General features: G+C 41.3%; 24 protein-coding genes and 3 pseudogenes. 13 read left to right on the forward strand and 14 right to left on the reverse strand.

Translation table 11 applies throughout. The annotated features are described in order from the left end of the window. A complete protein-coding gene (locus F6K63_RS12445; RefSeq protein WP_287312276.1) occupies positions 1-576 on the reverse strand; it encodes a hypothetical protein in 576 nt (191 codons plus the stop codon). A 130-nt stretch (positions 577-706) separates the two neighbouring features. Here F6K63_RS12445 and F6K63_RS12450 point away from each other — a divergent pair, with 130 nt between their 5' ends. The 3 genes from F6K63_RS12450 (at position 707) to hpnH (ending at position 6,560) form a co-directional block, all read left to right on the forward strand. Continuing rightward, positions 707-3,718 carry an efflux RND transporter permease subunit gene (locus tag F6K63_RS12450; RefSeq protein ID WP_287312277.1) on the forward strand — a complete coding sequence of 1,004 codons (3,012 nt, stop codon included), beginning with the start codon at positions 707-709 and terminating at the stop codon, positions 3,716-3,718. Positions 3,719-3,812: 94 nt separating this feature from the next. Continuing rightward, on the forward strand, positions 3,813-4,784 hold the full coding sequence (gene hpnA, locus F6K63_RS12455; RefSeq protein WP_287312278.1) for a hopanoid-associated sugar epimerase: 972 nt from the start codon (positions 3,813-3,815) through the stop codon (positions 4,782-4,784). 756 nt (positions 4,785-5,540) lie between these two features. After that, positions 5,541-6,560: an adenosyl-hopene transferase HpnH gene (gene hpnH, locus F6K63_RS12460; protein WP_287254146.1), complete on the forward strand. Its 1,020-nt coding sequence runs from the start codon at positions 5,541-5,543 to the stop codon at positions 6,558-6,560. Between the two features lie 158 nt (positions 6,561-6,718). On the opposite strand, the gene F6K63_RS12465 is transcribed toward hpnH, so the two are convergent. Further along, positions 6,719-6,994, reverse strand: a complete 276-nt coding sequence (locus tag F6K63_RS12465; RefSeq protein ID WP_287312279.1) for a hypothetical protein — start codon at positions 6,992-6,994, stop codon at positions 6,719-6,721. A gap of 431 nt (positions 6,995-7,425) precedes the next feature. After that, complete coding sequence (locus tag F6K63_RS12470) at positions 7,426-7,548, reverse strand: hypothetical protein (RefSeq protein ID WP_287312280.1); 123 nt, start codon at positions 7,546-7,548, stop codon at positions 7,426-7,428. Positions 7,549-7,761: 213 nt separating this feature from the next. Here F6K63_RS12470 and F6K63_RS12475 point away from each other — a divergent pair, with 213 nt between their 5' ends. The 3 genes from F6K63_RS12475 to F6K63_RS12485 all read left to right on the forward strand — a co-directional run bounded on the left by F6K63_RS12475 (position 7,762) and on the right by F6K63_RS12485 (position 9,923). Further along, positions 7,762-8,034 (forward strand): hypothetical protein, encoded by a 273-nt coding sequence (locus tag F6K63_RS12475; RefSeq protein ID WP_287312281.1) that lies wholly within the window; start codon positions 7,762-7,764, stop codon positions 8,032-8,034. 539 nt (positions 8,035-8,573) lie between these two features. Continuing rightward, positions 8,574-9,299, forward strand: a complete 726-nt coding sequence (locus F6K63_RS12480) for a hypothetical protein (protein ID WP_287312282.1) — start codon at positions 8,574-8,576, stop codon at positions 9,297-9,299. A 48-nt stretch (positions 9,300-9,347) separates the two neighbouring features. Next, on the forward strand, positions 9,348-9,923 hold the full coding sequence (locus F6K63_RS12485; protein WP_287312283.1) for a hypothetical protein: 576 nt from the start codon (positions 9,348-9,350) through the stop codon (positions 9,921-9,923). A 75-nt stretch (positions 9,924-9,998) separates the two neighbouring features. Here the strand turns inward: F6K63_RS12485 and F6K63_RS12490 are convergent. The 3 genes and pseudogenes from F6K63_RS12490 to F6K63_RS12495 all read right to left on the reverse strand — a co-directional run. Further along, positions 9,999-10,244, reverse strand: a pseudogene (locus F6K63_RS12490) (IS1 family transposase); the annotation flags it as partial. Further along, positions 10,186-10,365, reverse strand: a complete 180-nt coding sequence (locus F6K63_RS37785) for a helix-turn-helix domain-containing protein (RefSeq protein ID WP_502708305.1) — start codon at positions 10,363-10,365, stop codon at positions 10,186-10,188. The gene F6K63_RS37785 and the pseudogene F6K63_RS12490, both read right to left, overlap by 59 nt. Before the next feature lie 12 nt (positions 10,366-10,377). After that, positions 10,378-10,581 (reverse strand): hypothetical protein, encoded by a 204-nt coding sequence (locus F6K63_RS12495; protein ID WP_287312284.1) that lies wholly within the window; start codon positions 10,579-10,581, stop codon positions 10,378-10,380. Positions 10,582-10,710: 129 nt separating this feature from the next. Here F6K63_RS12495 and F6K63_RS12500 point away from each other — a divergent pair, with 129 nt between their 5' ends. Further along, the gene (locus tag F6K63_RS12500; RefSeq protein ID WP_287312285.1) at positions 10,711-11,493 is read left to right on the forward strand and encodes a hypothetical protein; all 783 of its coding nucleotides are present in this window, start codon (positions 10,711-10,713) and stop codon (positions 11,491-11,493) included. 741 nt (positions 11,494-12,234) lie between these two features. Here F6K63_RS12500 and F6K63_RS12505 read toward each other — a convergent pair. Next, positions 12,235-14,130, reverse strand: a pseudogene (locus F6K63_RS12505) (serine hydrolase domain-containing protein). A gap of 151 nt (positions 14,131-14,281) precedes the next feature. Further along, positions 14,282-14,494, reverse strand: a complete 213-nt coding sequence (locus F6K63_RS12510; RefSeq protein WP_287312286.1) for a hypothetical protein — start codon at positions 14,492-14,494, stop codon at positions 14,282-14,284. Positions 14,495-14,548: 54 nt separating this feature from the next. Between F6K63_RS12510 and F6K63_RS12515 the strand changes: the two genes are divergently transcribed. Beyond that, complete coding sequence (locus F6K63_RS12515) at positions 14,549-15,082, forward strand: hypothetical protein (protein WP_287312287.1); 534 nt, start codon at positions 14,549-14,551, stop codon at positions 15,080-15,082. A 92-nt stretch (positions 15,083-15,174) separates the two neighbouring features. Next, complete coding sequence (locus F6K63_RS12520) at positions 15,175-15,831, forward strand: ankyrin repeat domain-containing protein (RefSeq protein ID WP_008178110.1); 657 nt, start codon at positions 15,175-15,177, stop codon at positions 15,829-15,831. Between the two features lie 95 nt (positions 15,832-15,926). Here F6K63_RS12520 and F6K63_RS12525 read toward each other — a convergent pair whose 3' ends face one another. Next, positions 15,927-16,097: a hypothetical protein gene (locus tag F6K63_RS12525; protein WP_154659645.1), complete on the reverse strand. Its 171-nt coding sequence runs from the start codon at positions 16,095-16,097 to the stop codon at positions 15,927-15,929. Between the two features lie 90 nt (positions 16,098-16,187). On the opposite strand from F6K63_RS12525, the gene F6K63_RS12530 reads away from it, so the two are divergent. Continuing rightward, positions 16,188-16,523, forward strand: a complete 336-nt coding sequence (locus F6K63_RS12530) for a XisI protein (RefSeq protein ID WP_008178108.1) — start codon at positions 16,188-16,190, stop codon at positions 16,521-16,523. Positions 16,524-16,560: 37 nt separating this feature from the next. Here F6K63_RS12530 and F6K63_RS12535 read toward each other — a convergent pair whose 3' ends face one another. Continuing rightward, the gene (locus F6K63_RS12535) at positions 16,561-16,881 is read right to left on the reverse strand and encodes a Txe/YoeB family addiction module toxin (RefSeq protein ID WP_502708306.1); all 321 of its coding nucleotides are present in this window, start codon (positions 16,879-16,881) and stop codon (positions 16,561-16,563) included. Continuing rightward, positions 16,850-17,158: a type II toxin-antitoxin system Phd/YefM family antitoxin gene (locus F6K63_RS12540; RefSeq protein WP_287312289.1), complete on the reverse strand. Its 309-nt coding sequence runs from the start codon at positions 17,156-17,158 to the stop codon at positions 16,850-16,852. The genes F6K63_RS12535 and F6K63_RS12540 overlap by 32 nt, the downstream gene beginning before the upstream one ends. Positions 17,159-17,290: 132 nt before the next feature. Between F6K63_RS12540 and F6K63_RS12545 the strand changes: the two genes are divergently transcribed. Continuing rightward, positions 17,291-18,409, forward strand: coding sequence for a type III secretion system chaperone family protein (locus tag F6K63_RS12545; protein ID WP_287312290.1), 1,119 nt, complete (start codon positions 17,291-17,293; stop codon positions 18,407-18,409). A 78-nt stretch (positions 18,410-18,487) separates the two neighbouring features. Here the strand turns inward: F6K63_RS12545 and F6K63_RS12550 are convergent, their stop codons facing one another. Both F6K63_RS12550 and F6K63_RS12555 read right to left on the reverse strand, forming a co-directional pair. Next, positions 18,488-18,619: a PIN domain-containing protein gene (locus tag F6K63_RS12550; RefSeq protein WP_267875564.1), complete on the reverse strand. Its 132-nt coding sequence runs from the start codon at positions 18,617-18,619 to the stop codon at positions 18,488-18,490. Next, positions 18,612-18,859 (reverse strand): annotated as a pseudogene (locus F6K63_RS12555) (UPF0175 family protein). Before F6K63_RS12555 ends, F6K63_RS12550 begins: the two are co-directional and overlap by 8 nt. Positions 18,860-19,177: 318 nt before the next feature. Here F6K63_RS12555 and F6K63_RS12560 point away from each other — a divergent pair. Then, positions 19,178-20,248 (forward strand): hypothetical protein, encoded by a 1,071-nt coding sequence (locus tag F6K63_RS12560; protein WP_287312291.1) that lies wholly within the window; start codon positions 19,178-19,180, stop codon positions 20,246-20,248. 25 nt (positions 20,249-20,273) lie between these two features. Next, on the forward strand, positions 20,274-20,501 hold the full coding sequence (locus F6K63_RS12565) for a hypothetical protein (protein WP_071103428.1): 228 nt from the start codon (positions 20,274-20,276) through the stop codon (positions 20,499-20,501). Positions 20,502-20,703: 202 nt separating this feature from the next. Here the strand turns inward: F6K63_RS12565 and F6K63_RS12570 are convergent, their stop codons facing one another. Continuing rightward, the gene (locus F6K63_RS12570) at positions 20,704-21,150 is read right to left on the reverse strand and encodes a tellurite resistance TerB family protein (RefSeq protein ID WP_071103429.1); all 447 of its coding nucleotides are present in this window, start codon (positions 21,148-21,150) and stop codon (positions 20,704-20,706) included. Positions 21,151-21,306: the final 156 nt, after the last annotated feature.

The raw sequence follows: 21,306 nt of genomic DNA on the forward strand, positions 1-21,306 counted from the left end.
TTACTTGCTCCAAATAGCCAAACCTCCTCCCCGACCTCTAGCAGCAATGCAACGGTTTTCCACTAAAAAGTAGGTGAAGAATGCTTGTTCTTTTAAGGGTTGCTCATAGAACCTAGTTTCCCGGTCTTGTCCACCTTTAATGTAACCTTGATAAAGTGTTAGACCAGATAACGATATCCTGATTTGACTAAAGTCGAAAGCTAAGATATTAGTCTTAGGATAAAACTGGGTAGGACCGGTGAGAACTATCTGAAGCGGTCCGAGTTGAACAGCATTTTGAACCGTTCCTTGGTCTTGAGAAGACTCTGATGGAGAGTAGGATAGGTAAATTTTGATCCACTTTGGTAGAAATCGTCCGCTACCCAAGATCACCCCTGCTCGTTGGCGCGATCGCTTTGTCCCAGTAATAAACCCTAGTCGCCAAGTCCCGATCAGTTGTGAATAGCCATGGCTGACTTTGGTTCGTTTAGCTGTTGTCTCTGCCTGAAGTAGTGCCTCGACTACAGCTGATGAAGTCGGGGGGGTCACTGATGGACTCGTTAAAAACTCAATCGCTTGGTCTAGAGCTTTATCCATTGCTAGCAAGTGTCTTAGGGAAGTGTGGCGCTACTGGGTCAATCCCATGTCTTGAGAATCTAATCCGATCTTATCGCCGATCGCTAAAAGTATATCCTAGGGGAACAGTGAATTAACATAATTGTCTTGAATGGTCAAGTTGAGTTCCCTCAATGCCTTACGAAAGCGGTTCAATATTTCCCGGTTAGCCATTAAGTATTCCCGAGTAACCATCGGTTTTTGGATCGCAATGGTTGTGGCTGGGCTTTTGGCGTTCAGTTCCCTTAAGTATGCCCTATTCCCTGATATTACCTTTCCGGTGGTGGTGGTCAATGCTCAAGTGCCATTGGAGACTGCCCTGGAAACTGAGCAGAAACTGACTCAACCGATTGAGGAAAGGCTTTTGCCTTTGGCAGGACTCGATCAAATGGTTTCCTCAACCTACCCTGGTCGAACGGTGGTTACCCTCTATTTCCATGTCGGAACCAATCTCAACTCCTCTTCAATGGAGGTTGAAAAGACACTGTGGCAAATTGCTCTTCCTGAAGGTGCAACGTTTCAGGTCATTCCCTTCAATTTGAACGAATCCTCTGCGGTTAGCTACACCATCAAGAGTGATACTAAAGACCTAAAGGAATTAGCTGAAATTGCTAAGACTAGTATTTTATCAGAGATTGCTCAACTTCCAGGAGTTCTGAAAGTCAATTTGTTGGGAGGGGGGGAAACTACCTTTACGGCTATCAATTCTGGCTCGGAGTTGACCAAACAAGCACCAGAAATTATTAAGGAGGAACAGCGGCGGGATAGTCCCGAATCTCCCATACCCGTTACCGCTACTCGGATTCGCTTCAATGGACAGGAAGCTTTGGCTTTTCAGGTGATCAAAGGGGGTGATGCTAACACCTTAGATGTGGTTAGTCGGGTAGAGGAAGCGGTGCAAAGGCTACAAGCTACTTTGCCAGGGGTGCAGTTAGTCTTAGCAGTGACTCAAGCTAACTATATCCGGGAAGCAACTCAATCTACTATTGATGGTTTAGTACTGGCAATTGTTCTGGCAGTGTTGGTAATTTTTACTTTCTTGCGCAACTGGCGTGCCACCCTAATTACTGCCTTGGCAATTCCAATTTCTCTGCTGGGAACCGCTATAGTGATGGCTATCTATGGGTTCAATCTCGAAACGATTACTCTACTAGCTTTGGCTCTGGTAATTGGAATTATCATTGATGATGCGATTGTAGAAGTCGAGAACATTTCTCGGCACTTGGAGGCTGGGAAGTCTCCTCGACAAGCTGCTCTTGCTGCTACTAATGAAATTGGTCTGACGGTTTCTGCTTCTACTTTGACCATTGTGGCGGTATTTCTACCGGTTGGTTTAATGGGTGGTAACTTAGGACAGTTCTTTAAACCCTTTGGTCTGACGGTTTCGGCAGCAGTTCTTACCTCTTTGCTAGTTGCTCGAACCTTATGCCCAGTGCTTGCGGTTTATTGGCTTAAACCTAGGCAGGGGAGGAGGGAACAGGGAACAGGTAACAGGGAACAGCGATGCAGCGCGGTCTTGGGGGTTTCCCCCATGAGCGACTGCATCAAGACGGGAACAGTAAACAGGGAAAAATTATCGACAGTAGTTTTCGACGTTTGGTTGAGGTCTCATCCCAAGTACCGTGATTTGCTGCGCTGGTCCCTGGGGCATGGTCAGGTTGTAGTGGGATTAGCGGTATTGAGCTTTGTGGCTGGAATTTCTTTGATTCCCCTAATTCCTCAGGGGTTTATTCCTACCCTAGACCGAGGGGAATTTATGATTACCTATACGGCACCGTTGCCTCAGATGCCTAGTGCCTCTCAATTTGGTAATTTAATTAATAAGATTCTGAATTTGGGAGGGTTTGATACTAATAGTGAGGAGTCAAAGTCATTAAGTAATTCAGATACTAATTCAGATACTAATCCAGACCTTAGGGAGCAGCTAAAACCACAACTATCAAAACCACAACTATCAAAGTCAGGGTTTAATGGTCTATTTCCGATTAACAGTGGGATGCAATTGGTACTGAAGCAATCTGAGCAGGTGGCTAAGCAGTTAGAAGAGGCGGTGCTGGCTTTTCCTGAAGTGGAATCGGTCTATACAGTTGTGGGGGTACAGGGTGAGCCGAACAAAGGTAACCTTCAGGTCAAACTTAAACGTAATCGCCAATATACTACTGCTGAGGTTCAGGAAAAAATGCGGGCTGCTTTGCCGAAGATCTCTGGTGTAACTACTAGTGTTGAAGATATTCAGTTTATTGAACTACCTACTCAAAAACCGGTTCAAGTTGCTTTATTGGGTGATGATTTAGAGGTGTTAGGCAATACGGCTGCGGATCTCAAAACTCGGATTGAGACATTACCAGGATTAGTGGATGTAGAGGCAACTGGTCAAAATAATCTAGGCAATAAGATTACTGAGATTGAGCATGTTAATGGTCAGCGAGGGGTTTATGTTCGTGCTAGCCTTAACCAGGGTCACAGGTTGGGAGATGCTACTGAGGAGGTGGTAAAGGTGGCCAAATTGGTTTTACCCGATGGTGTGAGGTTAGAACTGTGGGGGGATTCGGCTCTGAGTAGTCATGTGCTGGGGAGTTTTGCTGGCACCTTGACCTTGTCTGTTACCTGTATGCTGTTAGTGCTAATTTTGCCTTTTGGTCGATTGTTAGAACCGATGGTGGTGGGCTTGTCGTTGCCCTTATCTATTGTGGGAGCAATGCTGGCACTTCTGATCACCCAGAGTGATTTTGGCATGATTTCTCTGATTGGTCTAATTTTTTTGCTGGGACTACTTGACAAAAATGCGCTTTTGCTGATGGATTATGTTAACCAACTTCGTCGAGCTGGTTTAAGTCGCACTGAGGCAATTCTGGAAACGGGAGTGGTGCGTTTGCGACCGATTATAATGACTACTGCTTCGACAATTTTGGGGATGTTGCCCTTGGCATTGGGATTTGGCGCAGGAGCAGAATTGCGACAACCGATGGCTGTGGCAATTATTGGTGGATTGCTTACGTCTACGTTGTTGAGTTTGATTGTTGTACCAGTATTGTATAGTCTGCTGGAAGATTGCTGGGTAGGATTATTTTCTGGTATAGCGCTACGCGCAAGTCAGAAGTCAGAAGTCAGAAGTCAGAAGTAAGCTATGACTAAGTTTCAGAGTTTAGAAATGTCAAACACCTTAATTGGTAGTGCTATAAGCAATAAGGAATTGGGAAACAGAGGAGCGTGCGTCAATGGCAATCAAAGCTTTCGTCACTGGAGGAACAGGGTTTATCGGTGCTCATGTTGTGCGATCGCTACTTGAAGCAGGATACTCCGTGCGAGCTCTGGTGCGCCCTACTAGCCAACTCGATAACCTCGAAGGTCTAGATATAGAAGTCGTTATTGGTGACTTAAATGATCCAGGTTTGTCAGAACTGATGCAGGGATGTCAGGTATTATTTCATGTTGCTGCCCATTATTCCCTGTGGCAAGCGGATCGAGATTTACTCTATCGTAACAATGTCGAGGGAACCCGTAATGTGCTACAAAGTGCTGGGAAAGCTGGGATTGAACGCACTGTTTACACCAGTTCAGTAGCGGCTATTGGTGTGGGTAAACCTGGGGAAATTGTGGATGAAACCCATCAGAGTCCTGTGGAGAAATTGGTGGGAGACTATAAAAAATCTAAGTTTTTTGCTGAACGGGAAGCAATCAAGGCAGCTGAATCTGGTCAAGATGTGGTGATTGTTAATCCTAGTGCTCCCATTGGTCCAATGGATATTAAGCCAACTCCTACCGGAGAAATCATTGTGCGCTTCTTACAGCAGAAAATGCCGTTTTATTTGGATACGGGATTAAATTTTATTGATGTGCGGGATGTTGCTCAGGGTCACCTGTTGGCGTTGGACCGGGGGAAAAAAGGCGATCGCTATATTTTAGGTAACCAAAATCTATCCTTCAAATCCTTATTAGAGCAACTTGCGGACATTACTGGATTGAGTGCGCCTCAAAAAACTGTTCCGGTCTGGCTACCGCTGAGTATAGCTTGGATTGATGAGTGCGTGTTAACTGCTTTCGGCAAAACCCCTTCTATTCCTCTCAATGGAGTGCGGATGGCACAACACCCGATGTATTACGATGCCTCGAAAGCGGTGAGAGAGTTAGGGTTACCCCAATCTTCAATTAGCAAAGCCCTCAAGGATGCTGTTGATTGGTTTAGTTGACACTCCCCGCCCTATAAGAGCGGGGATTCTTAGTTCTACGACACGCCTTGTCTTGATGCAGTCGCTCATGGGGGAAACCCCCAAGACCGCGCTGCATCGCTAAAATTAGCTATCCGAAAGGCAATACTTAAGCCAAGTATCCGTTCCAAAGAACCAAATACCGAGCTTAACTTAACTAATCCCAGTGGGCTTGTCTCCCTAAGCGTTTGGATACGTTTCCGTGTGCCCCACGGTACGCTGATTATTGAAAGTTGACTTTACTGGTTGTTCGGTATCTGTTAGGATCCATGCGTTTTGTCGAGGTTTTTCGCGCCTCGTGTACTAGCATCGCTTTACGTCGTTGGGGAGGCAAGGCAGTACCGACGAATCCTGCCTGTGCTAGGCTACATTCTCATTGTACATTATTTCTGGAAAAGTCGCCCGCTTATGGGCGTTCGCGTAGCGTGGCCAAAGGCCAGGCTTGAGACCCACTTTTTTGGTCACAACTGCGTCAAAGTCTAGGATTTAAAACAATTCACCAACAGTATTATTAAGGCGTTGCTTAATAATGGAATGATTTTAAGAGTGAGGTGGAATAGGCATCTTGCCTGTCCCTTGATCTCTTGGGGCGGGCAGGATGCCCACTCTACTCCTATTCATTCAAAGATTCACGAACAGTATTATTAATTTATCGGCGAGGCTGATCATAGTTCAAGCTGTAGGGTAATCATGATTACCCTCAATGATTAGCGTTGATTATATGGTGTGAGGACAATTATGGCAATTCAATTACAACAAGCCCTTGATGTCGGAAAGTATATTGTTACCCAGCGTCTTTTGGGTCGTAAACGCTTTCCCTTGGTGCTGATGTTGGAACCTCTGTTCCGCTGTAATCTAGCTTGTTCTGGTTGTGGCAAAATCCAGCATCCTACGGAAATACTCAAGCGCCAGCTGACTCCAGAAGAGTGCTTTGCTGCGGTGAAAGAGTGTGGTGTTCCTGTGGTTTCTATTCCGGGGGGAGAACCTCTGCTTCATCCACAAATTGACGAAATTGTCAAGGGGTTGGTGGCATGGCGAAAGTATGTCTATCTCTGTACCAATGGGTTGTTGTTAGAAAAGTGTCTGGATAAGTTCCAACCTTCCCCTTACCTGACTTTCAGCGTTCACTTGGATGGCTTACGGAAACGGCATGATCAGTGTGTGGACCGTCAGGGGGTATTTGATAAGGTGGTGCAGGCAATTCGAGCGGCTAAAGCTAGGGGATTTCGTGTGACTACTAACACGACGGTGTTTGAGGGAACTGATCCTAAGGAAATCCAGGAGTTCTTTGATTTCTTGGCCATGTTAGGTATTGATGGCATGATGGTTTCTCCTGGATATAGTTATGAATGGGCACCAGATCAGGAGCATTTCCTGAAGCGGGAACAGACTAAGGCGATGTTCCGGGAAATTTTAGCGCCTTTGAAGGCTGGGAAGAAAACCTGGAATTTTAACCATAATCCTTTATTTTTGGATTTCCTGATCGGGGAGAAAGATTACGAGTGTAGCCCTTGGGGAAGTCCTAGTTACAGTGTTTTGGGGTGGCAAAAGCCTTGCTATTTGTTAAATGAAGGGCATTATTCCACTTTTAAGGAATTGCTGGAGGAAACGAATTGGGATCAGTATGGTCGCGCTAGTGGTAATCCTAAGTGTGCGGATTGTATGGTCCATTGTGGGTATGAGCCTACGGCGGCTATGGATGCGTTTCAGCCCCAGAATATGGTTCGTGCTATGGGCAGTGTGTTAGGAGGGGTTTAAGCTAACACGCATTTTAAATGCTTTTTAGCAAGGCAAAAGGCAAAAGGCAAAAGGCAAAAGGGGACTGGGATCTATTTGATTAAACCTGACTAATTTCCTAGACCCTGATTGACTGACAAAAGTTATTCCGGAGCATATTGGTACGTCAGTACTTTGAACTAATGCCTATAAGTTCGTTTTTCGTGTTGTTTGCGCGATGCCATAACTGGGTCAGGATCACGGTGGTCGGTGAAACTGACGTGACGAATCAGTCGCCATCCGTTTAACAGAGCAGTTTTGACCCAATCTATGCCGATGCGGAAATAGCGGTTGCCACGTGCGCCAATGGGTGTCAACCCACCGTCGTTTTCCCGTTTCCACAACCAATGTGCCTTGCGCTGTGACATAAAGTGTGGCCAAGGCCAAGATGAACCACAGTCTCGTGCATAGCACATACACACCGAATCTCAGACTTCTGGATGTTCCAGCCGTTGGATTGGTCGTCCAAAAAAGCCTCCTCAATATCGAATCTCAATCCGTATTCACAGCAATGAAAGTAAGGTGGTCGGTTCATCACTGACGATGGCCCATTATCACCATTGATATTGTTGCGCCCAAACGCTATGTGAACCGAGCCATACCATTGGTCTTTATGCAATCCCACGTTGTGAAAACACAGCGCTTCGCCCCGTAGAGCGTGAAACTGTTTAAGTTGACACCAACCAATGCCCTAGCGCCAAAACAAGCGCATCCTTTTTCAAACGGATACGATAATGCCTTAGCCAATTGCGCCACTCAGGGCTTTGATCAAATCCTTATGGACAAACCCGATTAGCAGCCAATAAGACAATTTTCACGTCTTTGGGTAGGCACCGAGCTGCCTGATTCAAAACATCTCGGTAGTCGCGTGTGGGAAACCATAGCACTGCTGTGGTGAAGCATAGCCCACGCCACTGGCTTCGGCTCGACCCCGATAAACCACTGCCACAAGGGAGCTGGCAATATTCATCCGGTGAACAACGACGTATCCAAGCTCAAGTAAAGACACTCCTGTTGCCAGTGGACCAAGGCGGCTTGGATCAAGGGTTTATACAGTCGATGTACATTGATACGAGGGTTATTGAGCCATCGACGGACCCGTCTGTGCTTACTGTGAGCATACTGTCGGAGGCAGGGCAGATAAGATATCCAACGGGTCAGATTAACTTCACCACTATGGATCTTGGCTACCACCATCCATAGACAGACCGTTAGATGGGCTTTGTGTGCCCAGGGACTGGCAAGACCGGTGCCAGGTATTCAGGGTATTGTAGAGGCGGGAGTTTTTTTTCGAGTGCGTTCCTATGGTTTTGAGTGGCATCGCGCATCAAAGAACGCTGGCTCCCACTCAGCTTTTTTTAATCCCTCAAACATCGATCTGACAAACAGTTTGACAAAACAGTCACCGCCTTTTGTCAGTCAGTCAGCTCTATACGTCACAGCCGCTTGGTGTTGAGGTGGTAGAAACGGGTAAACGCGGTGGGTAGACACCCACTTGTTTCGGGGCAACAGCTATTTTCGAATAGGCAAACGATTGGGTCAAATCTTATGAGCGAGAATGGCTGGAGACTGATTCGTCGGGTCCGTTTCACCAGTAATCATGATCCTGACCCAGCTATGGCTGAGGGCAAGCAACATGAGAAACGAAGCTATCAGCATTAGTTCAAAATACTTTCGTACCACTACGCTATAGATTGGCTAAATGTTCCCCACAGCCTAAACCCTACACCCTACACCCTGTCTCAAACAAAAGATCCCGTGAAAAGTTATAATGACGACAGCCCTCTTTGTATGCCACAGCAGCAACAGTCATAGCCAAGGGAAAAGCCTCATGGGTTCATCTAGCAGAGTATTCATCCCAGTTGATTTTGTCTCCCCATATGAAACCAGCAACCATGGTGCTGTTGCTACAACTTACTTTGCCGTAGCATTGGCAAGGTCGGAACCTACTGACATACCTTTAATACCCAATCTTAGAGCTAATTATTAAGAAATATGGATATTCTTAGTCTAATTTTGTATTGGACTTTTCTTCCTCTAGGAGGAAAAACTTTAGCAATTTTGGGTGGGCGTGCAACTGGTAAGAGTTCTTTAAAGAAATTTTTGGAAACAGGAAAAATTCCCGACAGTTATAAAGTAACGGATATTGCAGAGCAATACGCTTCATTTCGTTCAGCAGACTTACGTATTCGTATTCAAGCATCACAAGACGTGGGTGGTGGTGACGATCCCAAACCAATAAAGGCATATTATGACGCTTGGGAGACTGTTGTCAAATCATCTGATTACGTATTCTATCTCATTAATCTTTATCTTTTTTTATTCAACAAGGATGAATCCAATAATGGTAAATATAAGGAAAGAGTTAAAAACGACCTTCTACAGATAATAAAATGGGTTCAAAAGGATAAGCCAATTATAATTGTCGGAACATATGCTGACAAAGACAAGAGATTTTCTATTGATGATACTAATAAAGCTAAAAATCAAATCAAAGAAATCCAAGATCAACTTATGCATGATAATATAATGAATGGTTTCTTTCATAAAAATAGGTTTGGAGAGGACTATGTGATTATTATTGGTAGCCTCGTTGATAATAAATTTGCCAAAAATTTAGTTTGTGAGCTAGCAGGAAAACTAGACCTTGTCAGAAAAATATCTAAGCGTAATCAGGAAGCAAAAAAAAAGGAAAACAATAAAAAAGATAAAAGAAAGTAATAAAAATAAAGCATAATAAAACTAGCAAAATAAAACTAGGAGGTTGATATGGAAAATGAATTAATGTTTTTTTCGCAAAATCCTACGAATCAAGGATCTGATTTTTATGCTTTAGGTGATAAGTTGCTAGACTCTAATCGTAGTGAGGATGAAGATAATATTAATACGCTTGTCAAGCGCGTATTTGAAATAAAATCTACGGGGACTATAGTTGAAAAACTAACAGATATTGAAGGAATATTACTTAATGATGAATTTGTCCTGACTATACCCCTTAGCGATTTGGACAATCTTCGCAGAAAAAGCTCGATTACTTGTTATGGAAACCTGTATGAAAAAGATGATTATAAAGAATTTAATTATGAAAAAATAGAGAACAATCTAGAAGAATTAGAACAAAAAATTCTTCATCAAACGAAGATTTTTGCTGAAAATATATCACGAAAGCTACCCAGTGATTTTGAGGAGTCTGAAAACATAAAATCTATTTTGAAAAAGTTTTATAAAAAAAGAAAAAGGAAAAAAAACAATTTTTTCAAGATTTACAAGAATTTATTGAATATTATTGTGGTTATTATTATTGCTATTATTATAATAATTTGTCTTGCTGTACCTGCAATGTGATCCTCTTTAGAGGCATACTGTAAAAATAGCGACATTGCCAAGGAAAAAACAGGCGTTGCATCTGTGCGGGATGATTTAACCAGGAACAGGAACAGCACGATGATGGAGGTAGTATAGTAACAATTTTACAGATAATCTCAGCATTTATACGGATTTAGAGTAGCAGAGCGTCTTTCGTTTCAAACGAGCTAAATAATGTCTCAAGCGAGTATTTTCTCCTTCGACACGTGTCATATAAGTTTTGAGCACTAAGTGGTCACAATCATTTATAAAGCGAGGATATACTTTGTAACCATCTGTAACATAAAGAAAACACTGCCATCCTCTCAATTTGAAAGATTTTTTGCCAATAATTAAATAAGTTATGAGCCGTTGAATCGCTTACTTGAAAAAGCAAACCTAAAAGTTTAAAACTTAAGTTATGCCTCAGATAAACTAACATTAAAATTATTTGTTATTCCTCAGATAATTTCGGATGATTACCACCTCCTGCTTTAATAAGTCTAATTTTATTTTTTTCATTCTCTTCTTGTTTTTTTTTAGCTATAAGATTTCCTTGCTCTATCAGTTTTATTAATTGCTCATAATAATTAATTCCTAATAATCTTTTTGTTGGTTTAGGATGTTTTTGAATATATTCCCAAGTATAATTGCTCATTTTTTCAGCTTATCTATGACTAATTCCTTCCATTATAGTCTAGTTTTAGGATTTTATGGTATTATGGAGATGTCTAGTACAGTAAATTAGGTTTGTGAATATTTGTTTATCTACAAAGGAGAATAAAAAATGAGTTCAAACCTGCCTCGGATAATCTTTGTTATTAATAGCCAAGAGCAAAGCAGTCTCGCTTTCAATGAAAATAGCGAGCAACTATTTAATAATAAAGATGTAGGAATAATTCTTTATCCATTAGAAGATAATTCAAGCAGTTCAGACTGTTATCCAGGAGAGGATTTAGTTAATAAATTGCAACAACAAGGGCTCATTCAGACAGGTAATATCCTCATCAAAAGTCCCTTTAATGATGATTATGCTCTTGCCACCGATGCAAGTCAGACTTTTGCTTTGGCAAAACACTCTATCTTTACAGAACTTTGTGGTTATTTAGGTGCGAAAGAGGTTTTGGTAAATGAAGTAAAAATTAATAACAAAACTAAAAAGAGTCTCTTCAAGACAAAACTAGAAATTGATGGGGTAACAAAGTTAGTTCCGGCTGATGTTAACACGGAAAGAGAAGAAGCTGAAAAAATTGAAATTCAAGTAGAGTTGCGGACTAAGTTTGCGGGGAGTAATCCTAATTTTACTGCAGTAAATCAGCTACTAACTAACACCCAATTAGAGAATGATCAATATATGAAATCTCTTGTAGGACTTCGTCAAATGGAAAATTTGGCTCAAGAACAAGAAGTGAGTCTAAATTTGAGCAGAGAAAGCAATGTAAATTTTAAGATAGGTGCCTCTCTACTAGCTAAATTTCCTTCATTACTGGAAGTTAATGGCATTGCAGAATATCAGTCTTCGATTCAAAATGTGACTGAATATAATTTCAGGTACAAAGTTACTTTTTGAATTAACTTTTGCGTCTGGGGGGGCGACGATAGCGATTGAAACGATTGATACGTCAAGAGTGTAACGATCTGTGCTAGAAAAAGATAGGTCTTTCATTGTCAATAAGACCTATCTGTTGAAAATGTTACCCTTATTATATCAAAACAATCTGAAATTTAAACTAAAGGATCGTAATTTTATTTTAGTAAATATTGTAGTTATTCTGCTACAATCAATTAAAAGAGAAAGCCATTGAAAAGTTAGCCAATGCTTTACCTCTTGGAATAAAGTTTGAAAGTAGAAGAAAAAGACTACAGCGCTTCTTGATGCAGTCGCTCATGGGGGAAACCACGGCAGTTGCTCATGGGGGAGACCCCCATGAGCAACTGCATCAAGACAACAGAAGTATTATTTACGAGGAATGAGAGCTAGATCGCTTGCCCTGTCTGCTTTATAACTATTTTCGTCACCCCCCCAGGTCAGTCAACCAGTCCTAGACCATAAAGCTGGCGCTAGTTCCTAGGTCTAAGTGGTGATGGATTGCTAAGCCTGGCAGGATCGGCAAGGTCAACTTGAGCACAATACACACAATACAATAAAAGCGATCGCATTAATCTGAGGCGCACGAATAAATGCGATCGCATTAATCTTAGCTCTTGATTAAATTGACATTGAAATCAACTTCAAGGTCATTATTGAATTGGGAATGAATTGGTTTTACTAAAACCCCATTATCTGCTGCCCCTTATCTAATCACAAAAATTAAAATTTAAATCCTAATAAATTCCAATAATTTAGGAGCCAGATAAATAGCCATGCCGCTAGCATACTCAAACAATAATACCCTCGTCTGATCCAAGACCAATTTTTGTCTCTCCAAGCCAGTAAACCAATAATCGATACTACAGTAGTCAAGCCTGTGGTGACAATGGGTAGATAAAGTAACGCAATCATCACAGGGGGGATTCCGAATAAAAATTCCCAGAAATCTATTATACTAATAGCTATCCCCATCCCGCTGAAAAAGCATAAATTCAAGATACTAATCAGACCAATGATCAACTCCACCAGACGAGTATGTCGTGAAACTAGAGATAAGCTTTGATTTTTGCGGCTAATTAATGGTCTAATTAGCCAAACCAAACATCCCCATAGGAAGATTAGCACACAAAATCCTACCAGTCCAACCTGTAAAACAAGAGTTTCGTACCAGGCTAACTTTTCATAGGTTAAATGGACATGACTACTCAAAGACATAGCAGTAATTTTACCCTGACTATCTTTCCGAAAACTTATATACATATTGCTGTCAGGATAGCGAAATAGGAATGGCTCAAATTCCTCCCATTTACTTCCTCCTGGAAATACAGTTAACGTGTGGTCTTGATTAGTTTTAATAGTAAATAATCGTCCGGATTCTAGCAAAACTATGGCTAGTTTAACCAGGGATTTTCGAGGATAGCGAATGAAGCGATAGCCGCCATTAATTTGTTGATATTGCTGTTGATATTGCTGTTTATACTGCTGGGTACTATTAGCTTGAGGGCTAGCTTGAGAGCTAGATTCAGGGATAGGTTTAGTAATCGTTTCAGTAGGTGAGGTAATGGTTTCCTGTACAGGATAATAACGATCTAAAAACTGTTCAACCAAGTCGTCTCGCAAACTTTCATTAAGACTGTTACGATTGTAAGCAATATAGAAACCTAACTTTTGTTCTGGGATTAAAAACACCAGATTAGTATACCCTGACATGCTACCGCCATGCTCAATTATCCGTTGATTATTCACAAAGCGCTCAAAAAAACCATAAGTAGATCCTGCCGATTGAGGAATGTTCGGAAAATTAGTATAGTGTTGGTGGTGCATATCCTTTACTGTAGTATCATTCAGGATACGCTGTTTACGATAACGACCTCCCTGTAAATGAGCAATCATAAAGTGGGCCATGTCTTCAGCAGTAGTAGTTAAAGCTGTAGTAGGAACACTTTGATTACAGGTAAAGGCTTGCTTTAGATAATTGCCATTTTTGTACCGATATCCTACAGCTAAGTTAGCTGCCAGCTGATACGGTAATGGTTGCTGAAAACTACTTTGACTCATATCCAAAGGTTGTAGGATAGTTTGGTCAATATATTCACTGAAAGGAATTCCAGCAACCACTTCTACTAAGTAACCTGCCAATGCTAATCCTACATCACCATAAACATATAATTGACCTGGTGGTCGCACTCGCTCTGGTAAATTTTCTGTGAGAAATTTTTCTAAGGATAGCAGCTTAGACTGGCAACGAGTGGCTCCGCCAATCACCCAAGCTACATCGAATCCATCAGTATGAGTTAAGAGATGATCAACTGTAATTGGCTTAAATTTATCAGTCTTAATTTGAAATTACTTAAGATACTGGTTAATATCTTCATGTAGCTTAAGCTTACCTTGCTCGACTAGTTGCATTACTGCTGTAGAGGTAACTAGTTTAGATACAGAGCCTACACGAAACAGAGTTTTGTTAGGAATAACCGGTATCTTATCCTCAAGGTTAGCGTAGCCGTAGCCTTTCGAGAAGAGAATCTTGTCATCTTTTACTAAGGTGAATACGGCACCAGGAATATGATTTTCTGCCATTTGATTGACAAAAAAGTCGTCACTAAATTTTTCTATATCCTGGAATTTAGTTAGTTATAACTGGGAATCATCCCTTGTAGATACCATAGGCAAATCCCGGTTAGATACATCCTGAGCAAATACGGGAAGTGCATAAATACTAACAATCAAGATAGCTAAACTTATTGATTGAATCAGTTTTAATAATCTATCTACTATTTTTTTCACTAGTTTTAGATTTGGTAAATTTTTGATAAAAGGGAATCGGGAATCGGGAATCGGGAATCGGGAATCGGGAATCGGGAATCGGGAATCGGGAATCGGGAATCGGGAATCGGGAATCGGGAATCGGGAATCGGGAATCGGGAATCGGGAATCGGGAATCGCACATCAAGTAGCGTGGGCTATGCCCAGTGGCCAAAGGCCTTTGGCTGATAGCTGTTCGCGTTCGCGAAGCGTCGGCTTTGCCGAAAGCGTGGCCAAAGGCCTTTGGCTGATAGCTGAATGCTTACCTAAAGCTAATGCAATAAAAGCTGCCAATCTTACCAAGAATAAACATCCTATCTTCAGCTCTATCACAGTTATTGATGGGGGAAAAGATTGGGATTATGATTATACAAGTCGAAGAAGTAAAAGTGAAGATGGCAAAAAAAAAGCGGAAAGAGATAGAAAACATTCAAATCAGACCTGTGAAGATGAAGTCCTTGAGAGACTCCAAGGGGAAAAAGATGCAATTTGTGGTTCTATACCACTGCCTGGGTGTAAGCCAGCTTTGGATAAGCTAAAAGCCGGGAAAAAACTCAAAGGAAGATCAGTCAAAGGAATAACGAAAAACCATGTTATTAACAGAATTAAAATTCTACAAGAATGTATTGATCAAAGACAACAAATACAAGATGAATGCTTTGGTGGAAAACCGGTTCAAAGACACACAGATGCTCTCAATCAAATGAGGAATGCACTGGAAAACTGCCAAGAGCTATTAGACAATTATGGAGATTATATATAAAGAATATTTTTAGCTCAAGCCTTGAACGTTACTAGTAATCTCAAGGATTGAGTTTAAAGTAGTTTATCCTCATCTTATTTTTGTTAATTAAAATGAACAATAAAGATATTTTTGAGATAATTCGATACCATGATGATAGTAATCTTGCAAAGATGATTGAACAAGGTCTCGACGTTAATTTTTACATGCCTAATCCCCCTTTCTGGACTCCCTTACAAGAAGCGATAGATGAAGTTGATTATGGAGGAAAAATAGAAATTGTAAAACTTTTGATAAAAGCCGGAGCTGATGTCAATGCTTGGAATCTAGACCGGGATTCTAATCCATTACTCATGGCTATGTGGGGCGGCCACAAAGAGATAGTAAGCTTACTATTGAAAGCGGGAGCTAATCCTAATGTCAAGGATAATGAAGGCAATTCTCCTCTGAGATGGAGTGTAGAGGAAGAAAATATAGAAATGGTTAAACTGCTCCTCAATCACGGAGCAAAAGACACAATCAATGAAGCTGGCGGATTTAGTGGAATGAATGCATTAGGGATCGCGGTAAGTAAGCTGAATATTCCTATAATTAAAACGCTTCTCGATCGAGATGCCGATCCGGAAGTAATTGATAACGATTACCGAAAACCAATAGAAAGGCTGCCGAAGAATGCAGACACTGAGATAAAAGAGAAAATCAAAAGATTATTGGTGGGTTACGGCGCAAAAGAGCCAAATGTCTCTTACCTCAAGCAAACAAGCCCATGACACACTCTAGACATACCTCATATAGTATGGTAAGAGGCGTTCAGCTTAGGACATTTTTCAAGGCGGAATCCTGACCGCTCCCTGAATCTTATGTCCTAACTTATTGGCCTAGGGCTATACGCGATCGCGTAGCGTGACCTACGGTCAATCGCACAAGCGCGGAAGCTGAGGCCGTAGGCCACGCTTTGCGTTCGCGTAGCGTCGGCTTTGCCGAAACGCTTCATCGCGTAGCGTGACCTACGGTCAATCGCCGATCTAACCCACAATAACTTAGAACTCTAAAAGAAGTTGATTATTGTATAATGGTTTTGTATCAAGATTTGCATAGATTGCTTATCTGAAGAGGTGATTTTAGAATGGAAAAAATAATCCAGTATCGCCAATACATTAAACAACTTCTGAGTGATTATGCCAGTAAAAGTCCATCTGATCAAGATGTTGAAGCTGCCTTAATTTTTGACTCAGACCACGACCATTATCAAGTTGTTTACACTGGTTGGAAAAACCGCCAACCCATGTATGGTTGTGTTCTACATTTCAGCATCAAAAATGCCAAAATTTGGATACATCATGATGGAACTGAAATTGGTTTTGCCAACGAACTCGTCAAATTGGGAGTACCAAAGACTGATATTGTACTAGCATTTCAAGAACCTGCTGTACGTCAATATACTGACTTCGCAGTGAATTAGAGGAAATTGGCTTAAAAAATAAAACCCAACAAAACCACTACTCATAATGATACCGACAAGCCAGAAAATCAATCTGACTACTTCCCACCCGATAAACCAGCCGATGCTCTAAATCAATACGTCGTGACCAAATATTTGCATCCATATACTTTAATGGTTCTGGTTTACCAATGCCCTCAAATGGATTGTCCATTACAGCAGTAACCAAATCCAAAATTTTCGACGCGACTTTAAAATCATGCTTGAACCACCAAGCCAAATCTTCCTTAAACCTAGAACTAAAACCAGGACTGCGATTAACAACCACTGGCTTTACTTGATCGGATTCAGCCTTTTTCTTCTTCTTCTTCTTGCTCAATTCCCAATTCAGAGTAAAGTTCTTCAATGGTTTGAGGTTTAATTTTTCCAGTCTTAGACTCCTCAATTGCATCCAGCAGGCGAATTGCATTAGTAGGGTTTCTTAACAGATAAACTGTCTCAACCAAACTCCTCAAATCCGATTCTGTAATCAAAGCAACATTCTCACCATCACGACGATTGATGATATATACTTGATTATTTTGTGCAACTATATCCAACAACTTAAAAAAGTTATTTTTAGCATCCGTTGGAGATGTAATTTCGTAATCAAACATCAATTTATGTAAAGATTTACGTAAATCTATTATATCACTTCTCCCAAATCAAGCAACAGATGCTTTCCTGGAAATCAAAACCTGATCTGACTTTCTAAATTTTGAATTTTGAATTTTGAATTTTAAATTGTTATGAGTAACCATACTGAAAACTTCCCTTTAGACAAAGAGTTAACCTTAAATGACTCCTCCAATCCCTTAACCATTACCACAACTTCCCTATCCCTCACCAAACAAAACCACCAAATCATCGAATGTCGTCTTACCTTCCAGGTAACCCCCGAACTTTACCACCGCATCGACACCGAAAAACTATTCAACCTCAAACCAGAAGTACGGGCACCCATGAGTGGTGGTAACTTTCTCCCCAGTGGTGATATCCAAATTGAAACCACTCTCCAACCGGATTTACTGCCACAGCTATTAGAAAAAGCTTCCACCGCAGAAGAAGCTGCTAACTACCTGCTTCAGATTTGTCAACAACCCGAAAACCCCTTAACAAACAAACTACTCAACACCGAAAGCTGGCTATGCTTATCCGTCAAACAGCAACAACCCAACGGTGAAGTCGGTTATAACACCTTCTGGAACTACCTTAATCCTTCCACCATTAACCACCCAGAAGCTACCAGCGAAGAACTTTCCGCAGGAATTGTTAACTTTTTCCAAGAATGGACCCAAGCCAACTTAGCTGAAGCTACCCAAAACGCTACCTCTGAATTTCTTGAAGGAATTAGCAGCATTTTCAACGAATTAGTTGATGAAACATTCTCCGACACAGAAGAAGATACCACCACAAACCAATCAATCTTTACCGCAATAGTTAACTTTTTTGAATCAGACCAATGGCAATTTGTCAAGATCCCAGAAACATCAGCCTTGCGTCTTTTATTCCGGGGTGAAAATGGACAATGGACTTGCTACGCCCAAGCCAGAGAAGAACAAAGACAATTTGTATTTTATTCAATTTGCCCCGTTAAGGCTCCAGAAAACAAGCGCCTAGCCATCACAGAATTTATCACTCGCGCCAACTATGGCATGATTATGGGTAATTTTGAATTCGATTTCGACGATGGAGAAATCCGCTACAAAACCAGCATTGATGTAAAAGAGGACAATCTTAGTTTGGCTTTAATTAAACCAATAGCTTATGCTAACGTGATGACAATGGATGAATATTTACCGGGAATTATGGCAGTAATTGAATCAGAGGTCGAAGTGAAAGAAGCGATTTTGCGGATTGAGGGTTAGGACAGAAATAGGCTTACCAAGATAATTCACCAGCAAGTTTCAAAACAGCCATTCCTGTGGATTAATCAAGACGAAATACTATCCAGCAGCTAATTCATTCGCCACAGCTTGAGGTACAATAACCGAACCATAAAGTTGTGGTAGTAAATCCAGTAAATTTGTTTGATAGAGATATTGGATTGGTGAGGTATCAGCAATCACATTAGGCATTCGCTAAATCCTCTGTTAATTCCGCTTCTGTTAATCTGAAAGTGTTGATGCCATAGTCACTCAACTTAGATAAAAAAACTACTCGCTCAATACCAGCTAGTTGAGCAGCAGCACCAGAGGAAAGTTTACCTAATTCATAAAGTTTCATCGCAGCACTTAAACATAATTCTTGTCCTAGTTTGGTTTTAGGTTTAAAGCCTGTGCCGTTTCTTCTGGAACACATAGGGTAACTTGATACATAATCAACAGGAAAGCTACTTTGCTATAACTATAGCATTTATCCAATAAGTAAGGTATAGCGTTTCTTGCAGTTATGAGGTACGCTTATCAACTTCAAAGTCCCCCTTATTAAGGGGGATTTAGGGGGATAATAGGTACCTTATGGGATATAGAATTGCTATATAGTCCGTAGGGAGCATGTCAGTGCTATGAGGTACACAATTCATGGATTTTAGGGAACAGAGAACAGGTAACAGGTAAGAAGGTAAAAACTATTTGTACCTCATTAGGCTAAAAACCGCTATATTAACTTTAACAAGGATAACTGTGAGGTGCGCAATGGATCTACACAAATCTAAAACTATACTCTTGAGTACCATACTCTTGGCATACTTGAGTCTCAATGCTTGTAATGAACAACAGACACCGCCACCAGATACATCCACTTCCTCTCCATCTCCTATAACAGAAGTAGAAATATCCCCAACTCCTACCCAAACTCAAACTACTCCTAAGCAAAGAAACGTTAAGGTTTTTTTACCCAAGCAACCTCAAAGTAATCAGGATTTTAGCTATGTGGAACCTGTAGTCAGAAGCACCACTAGTCGTGCAGTCGCTACTTTTGCCATTGAACAGTTGATTATTGGTCCGACCAAAGCAGAAACTAAAATTGGTTTCACCGAAGCACTACAACTTAAAGGTCAATCCAACTGTGGTAAAGACTTTACCCTCTCTATTGCAGCAGAAACCGCCACCCTCAAGTTTTGCCGTGCCATTCCTTCCCCTGGGGTAGGCTATGATGCCAGAGCTACCAGTGCTATTGAATCTACCCTCAAACAGTTCTCAACTATCAAATCGGTAGTTATCCTCAACAAAGACGGCAATTGTTTTGGGGACTTAAGTGGTGAAAACCTCTGTTTGAAGACTGGGAGCAAGGGAGAAAGACTTTCTACTAAATCTAAAATAGCAATTAATGGCATTGGCCCCATCACCGTGGGCATGACGCTGGAAGAAGCATCCCAGGCTGGCAAAGTTAAACTACTGCCAGAAGACGCTAGTAGTCGAAGAGACTATGGTTGCTTAATATCTCAGCCAGAAGGCATAGAAAATCTGTGGTTTATGGCAATAGAGGGAAAAATTGCCAGGGTAGACACACGTTCTCCCCAGATTAGCACCATTAGCGGTATCAAAGTGGGGGATAAATTAGAGAAAGTCATGTCTGTATATGGTAACAAAATAGAACTTGAACCCCATCAATATGTACCGGGTGGGAAATATGCAACCTTCGTACCAACAGATACTTCAGATAAAAATTATCGAGTGATTTTTGAAACCAATCCAGAGGGTAAGGTAACTAGTTTCCGCGCTGGTAAACTACCGGAAGTGGCCTATGTAGAAGGATGTAGTTAACTCAACATTAGAGATAAGTTAGGTTATGAAAATCTTAAAGGTTCTCAAAAACGGCATGGACTTCAAATTCGACCAAGCTTTGAAAGTCCTGTGCGCTTTGTTGGTAGCGGCACAACTGTTTTTAACTAGCGCACCCCCTGCGATCGCACAACCCATTGGCCCTTGTGTACTAGATCCGGCTGATATTGGTGTGCCCTGTACTCGTGACATCAATCGCTGTGGCAATCCTAGGGAACCAAATACAGTGCGTTGACTGGTTCTTGTGAAGTACAGTTGGGATACTAGAAAGTGAATCTGTTAGTAATTCTATAAAGTGCCAGATGATCACAATTTAGATCAGATCACAATTAACAGTTGAGGGTTCACTTTCAACAGTGAACCCTCAACTAAATAGATTTAGCCAGTTTTGTCAAACTTAATTAAGTTAGTAATTGTTAATTAAACGAAAAATCCTATTACCCTTGATTTTTAATTAACATTACGTCTATAATTTTTATAGCCGTTTCTTCTGATATCTCTAAAGCATGATAAAGCTCGTTCAAAAACTCTTCTTCATCATCGGTAATTTCTCCATCTGCTAAGATAATATCAGTAGCGATCGTAAAGGCGGTTGCTTGTAGTTCATGGGGGAGTGATTTCAGGGCTGCACTAAGAAGAGGATCAGAACCTTGCCGCTGCAGGAGCATCAAAAGTCGTTCAAACATTCTTGCCATTACATCAGCTGAGTAGCTCCTAAACAGCTGCATTCGAGATAAGGCAGTAATAATTGCTTGTACTTCAGAATTAGTCGCGTATCCGTCAGCAGCACCAGCAATTAATGCGATCGCAGCAAAGGCTTCAGCTGGTCCGAGTGTTATTTGGCTGTGTTGACGACTAATTGAAATTTTGTCAAACAGACCCATTGTTGTTGTCTCTTGGAAAAGTACCTTAGTTAATACCAAGATGACATTGGTGACCGCAAACGGAATTAGTATAAATACTGAACTTGTGACTAGACTTTGCCAAAGTTTTCTATGGGTGAATCTGATTAAAGCTGTTTGATTAGCTGGTGCGTTACG

Source organism: Moorena sp. SIO1G6 (assembly GCF_010672795.1).
GTDB classification, from domain to species: domain Bacteria; phylum Cyanobacteriota; class Cyanobacteriia; order Cyanobacteriales; family Coleofasciculaceae; genus Moorena; species Moorena producens.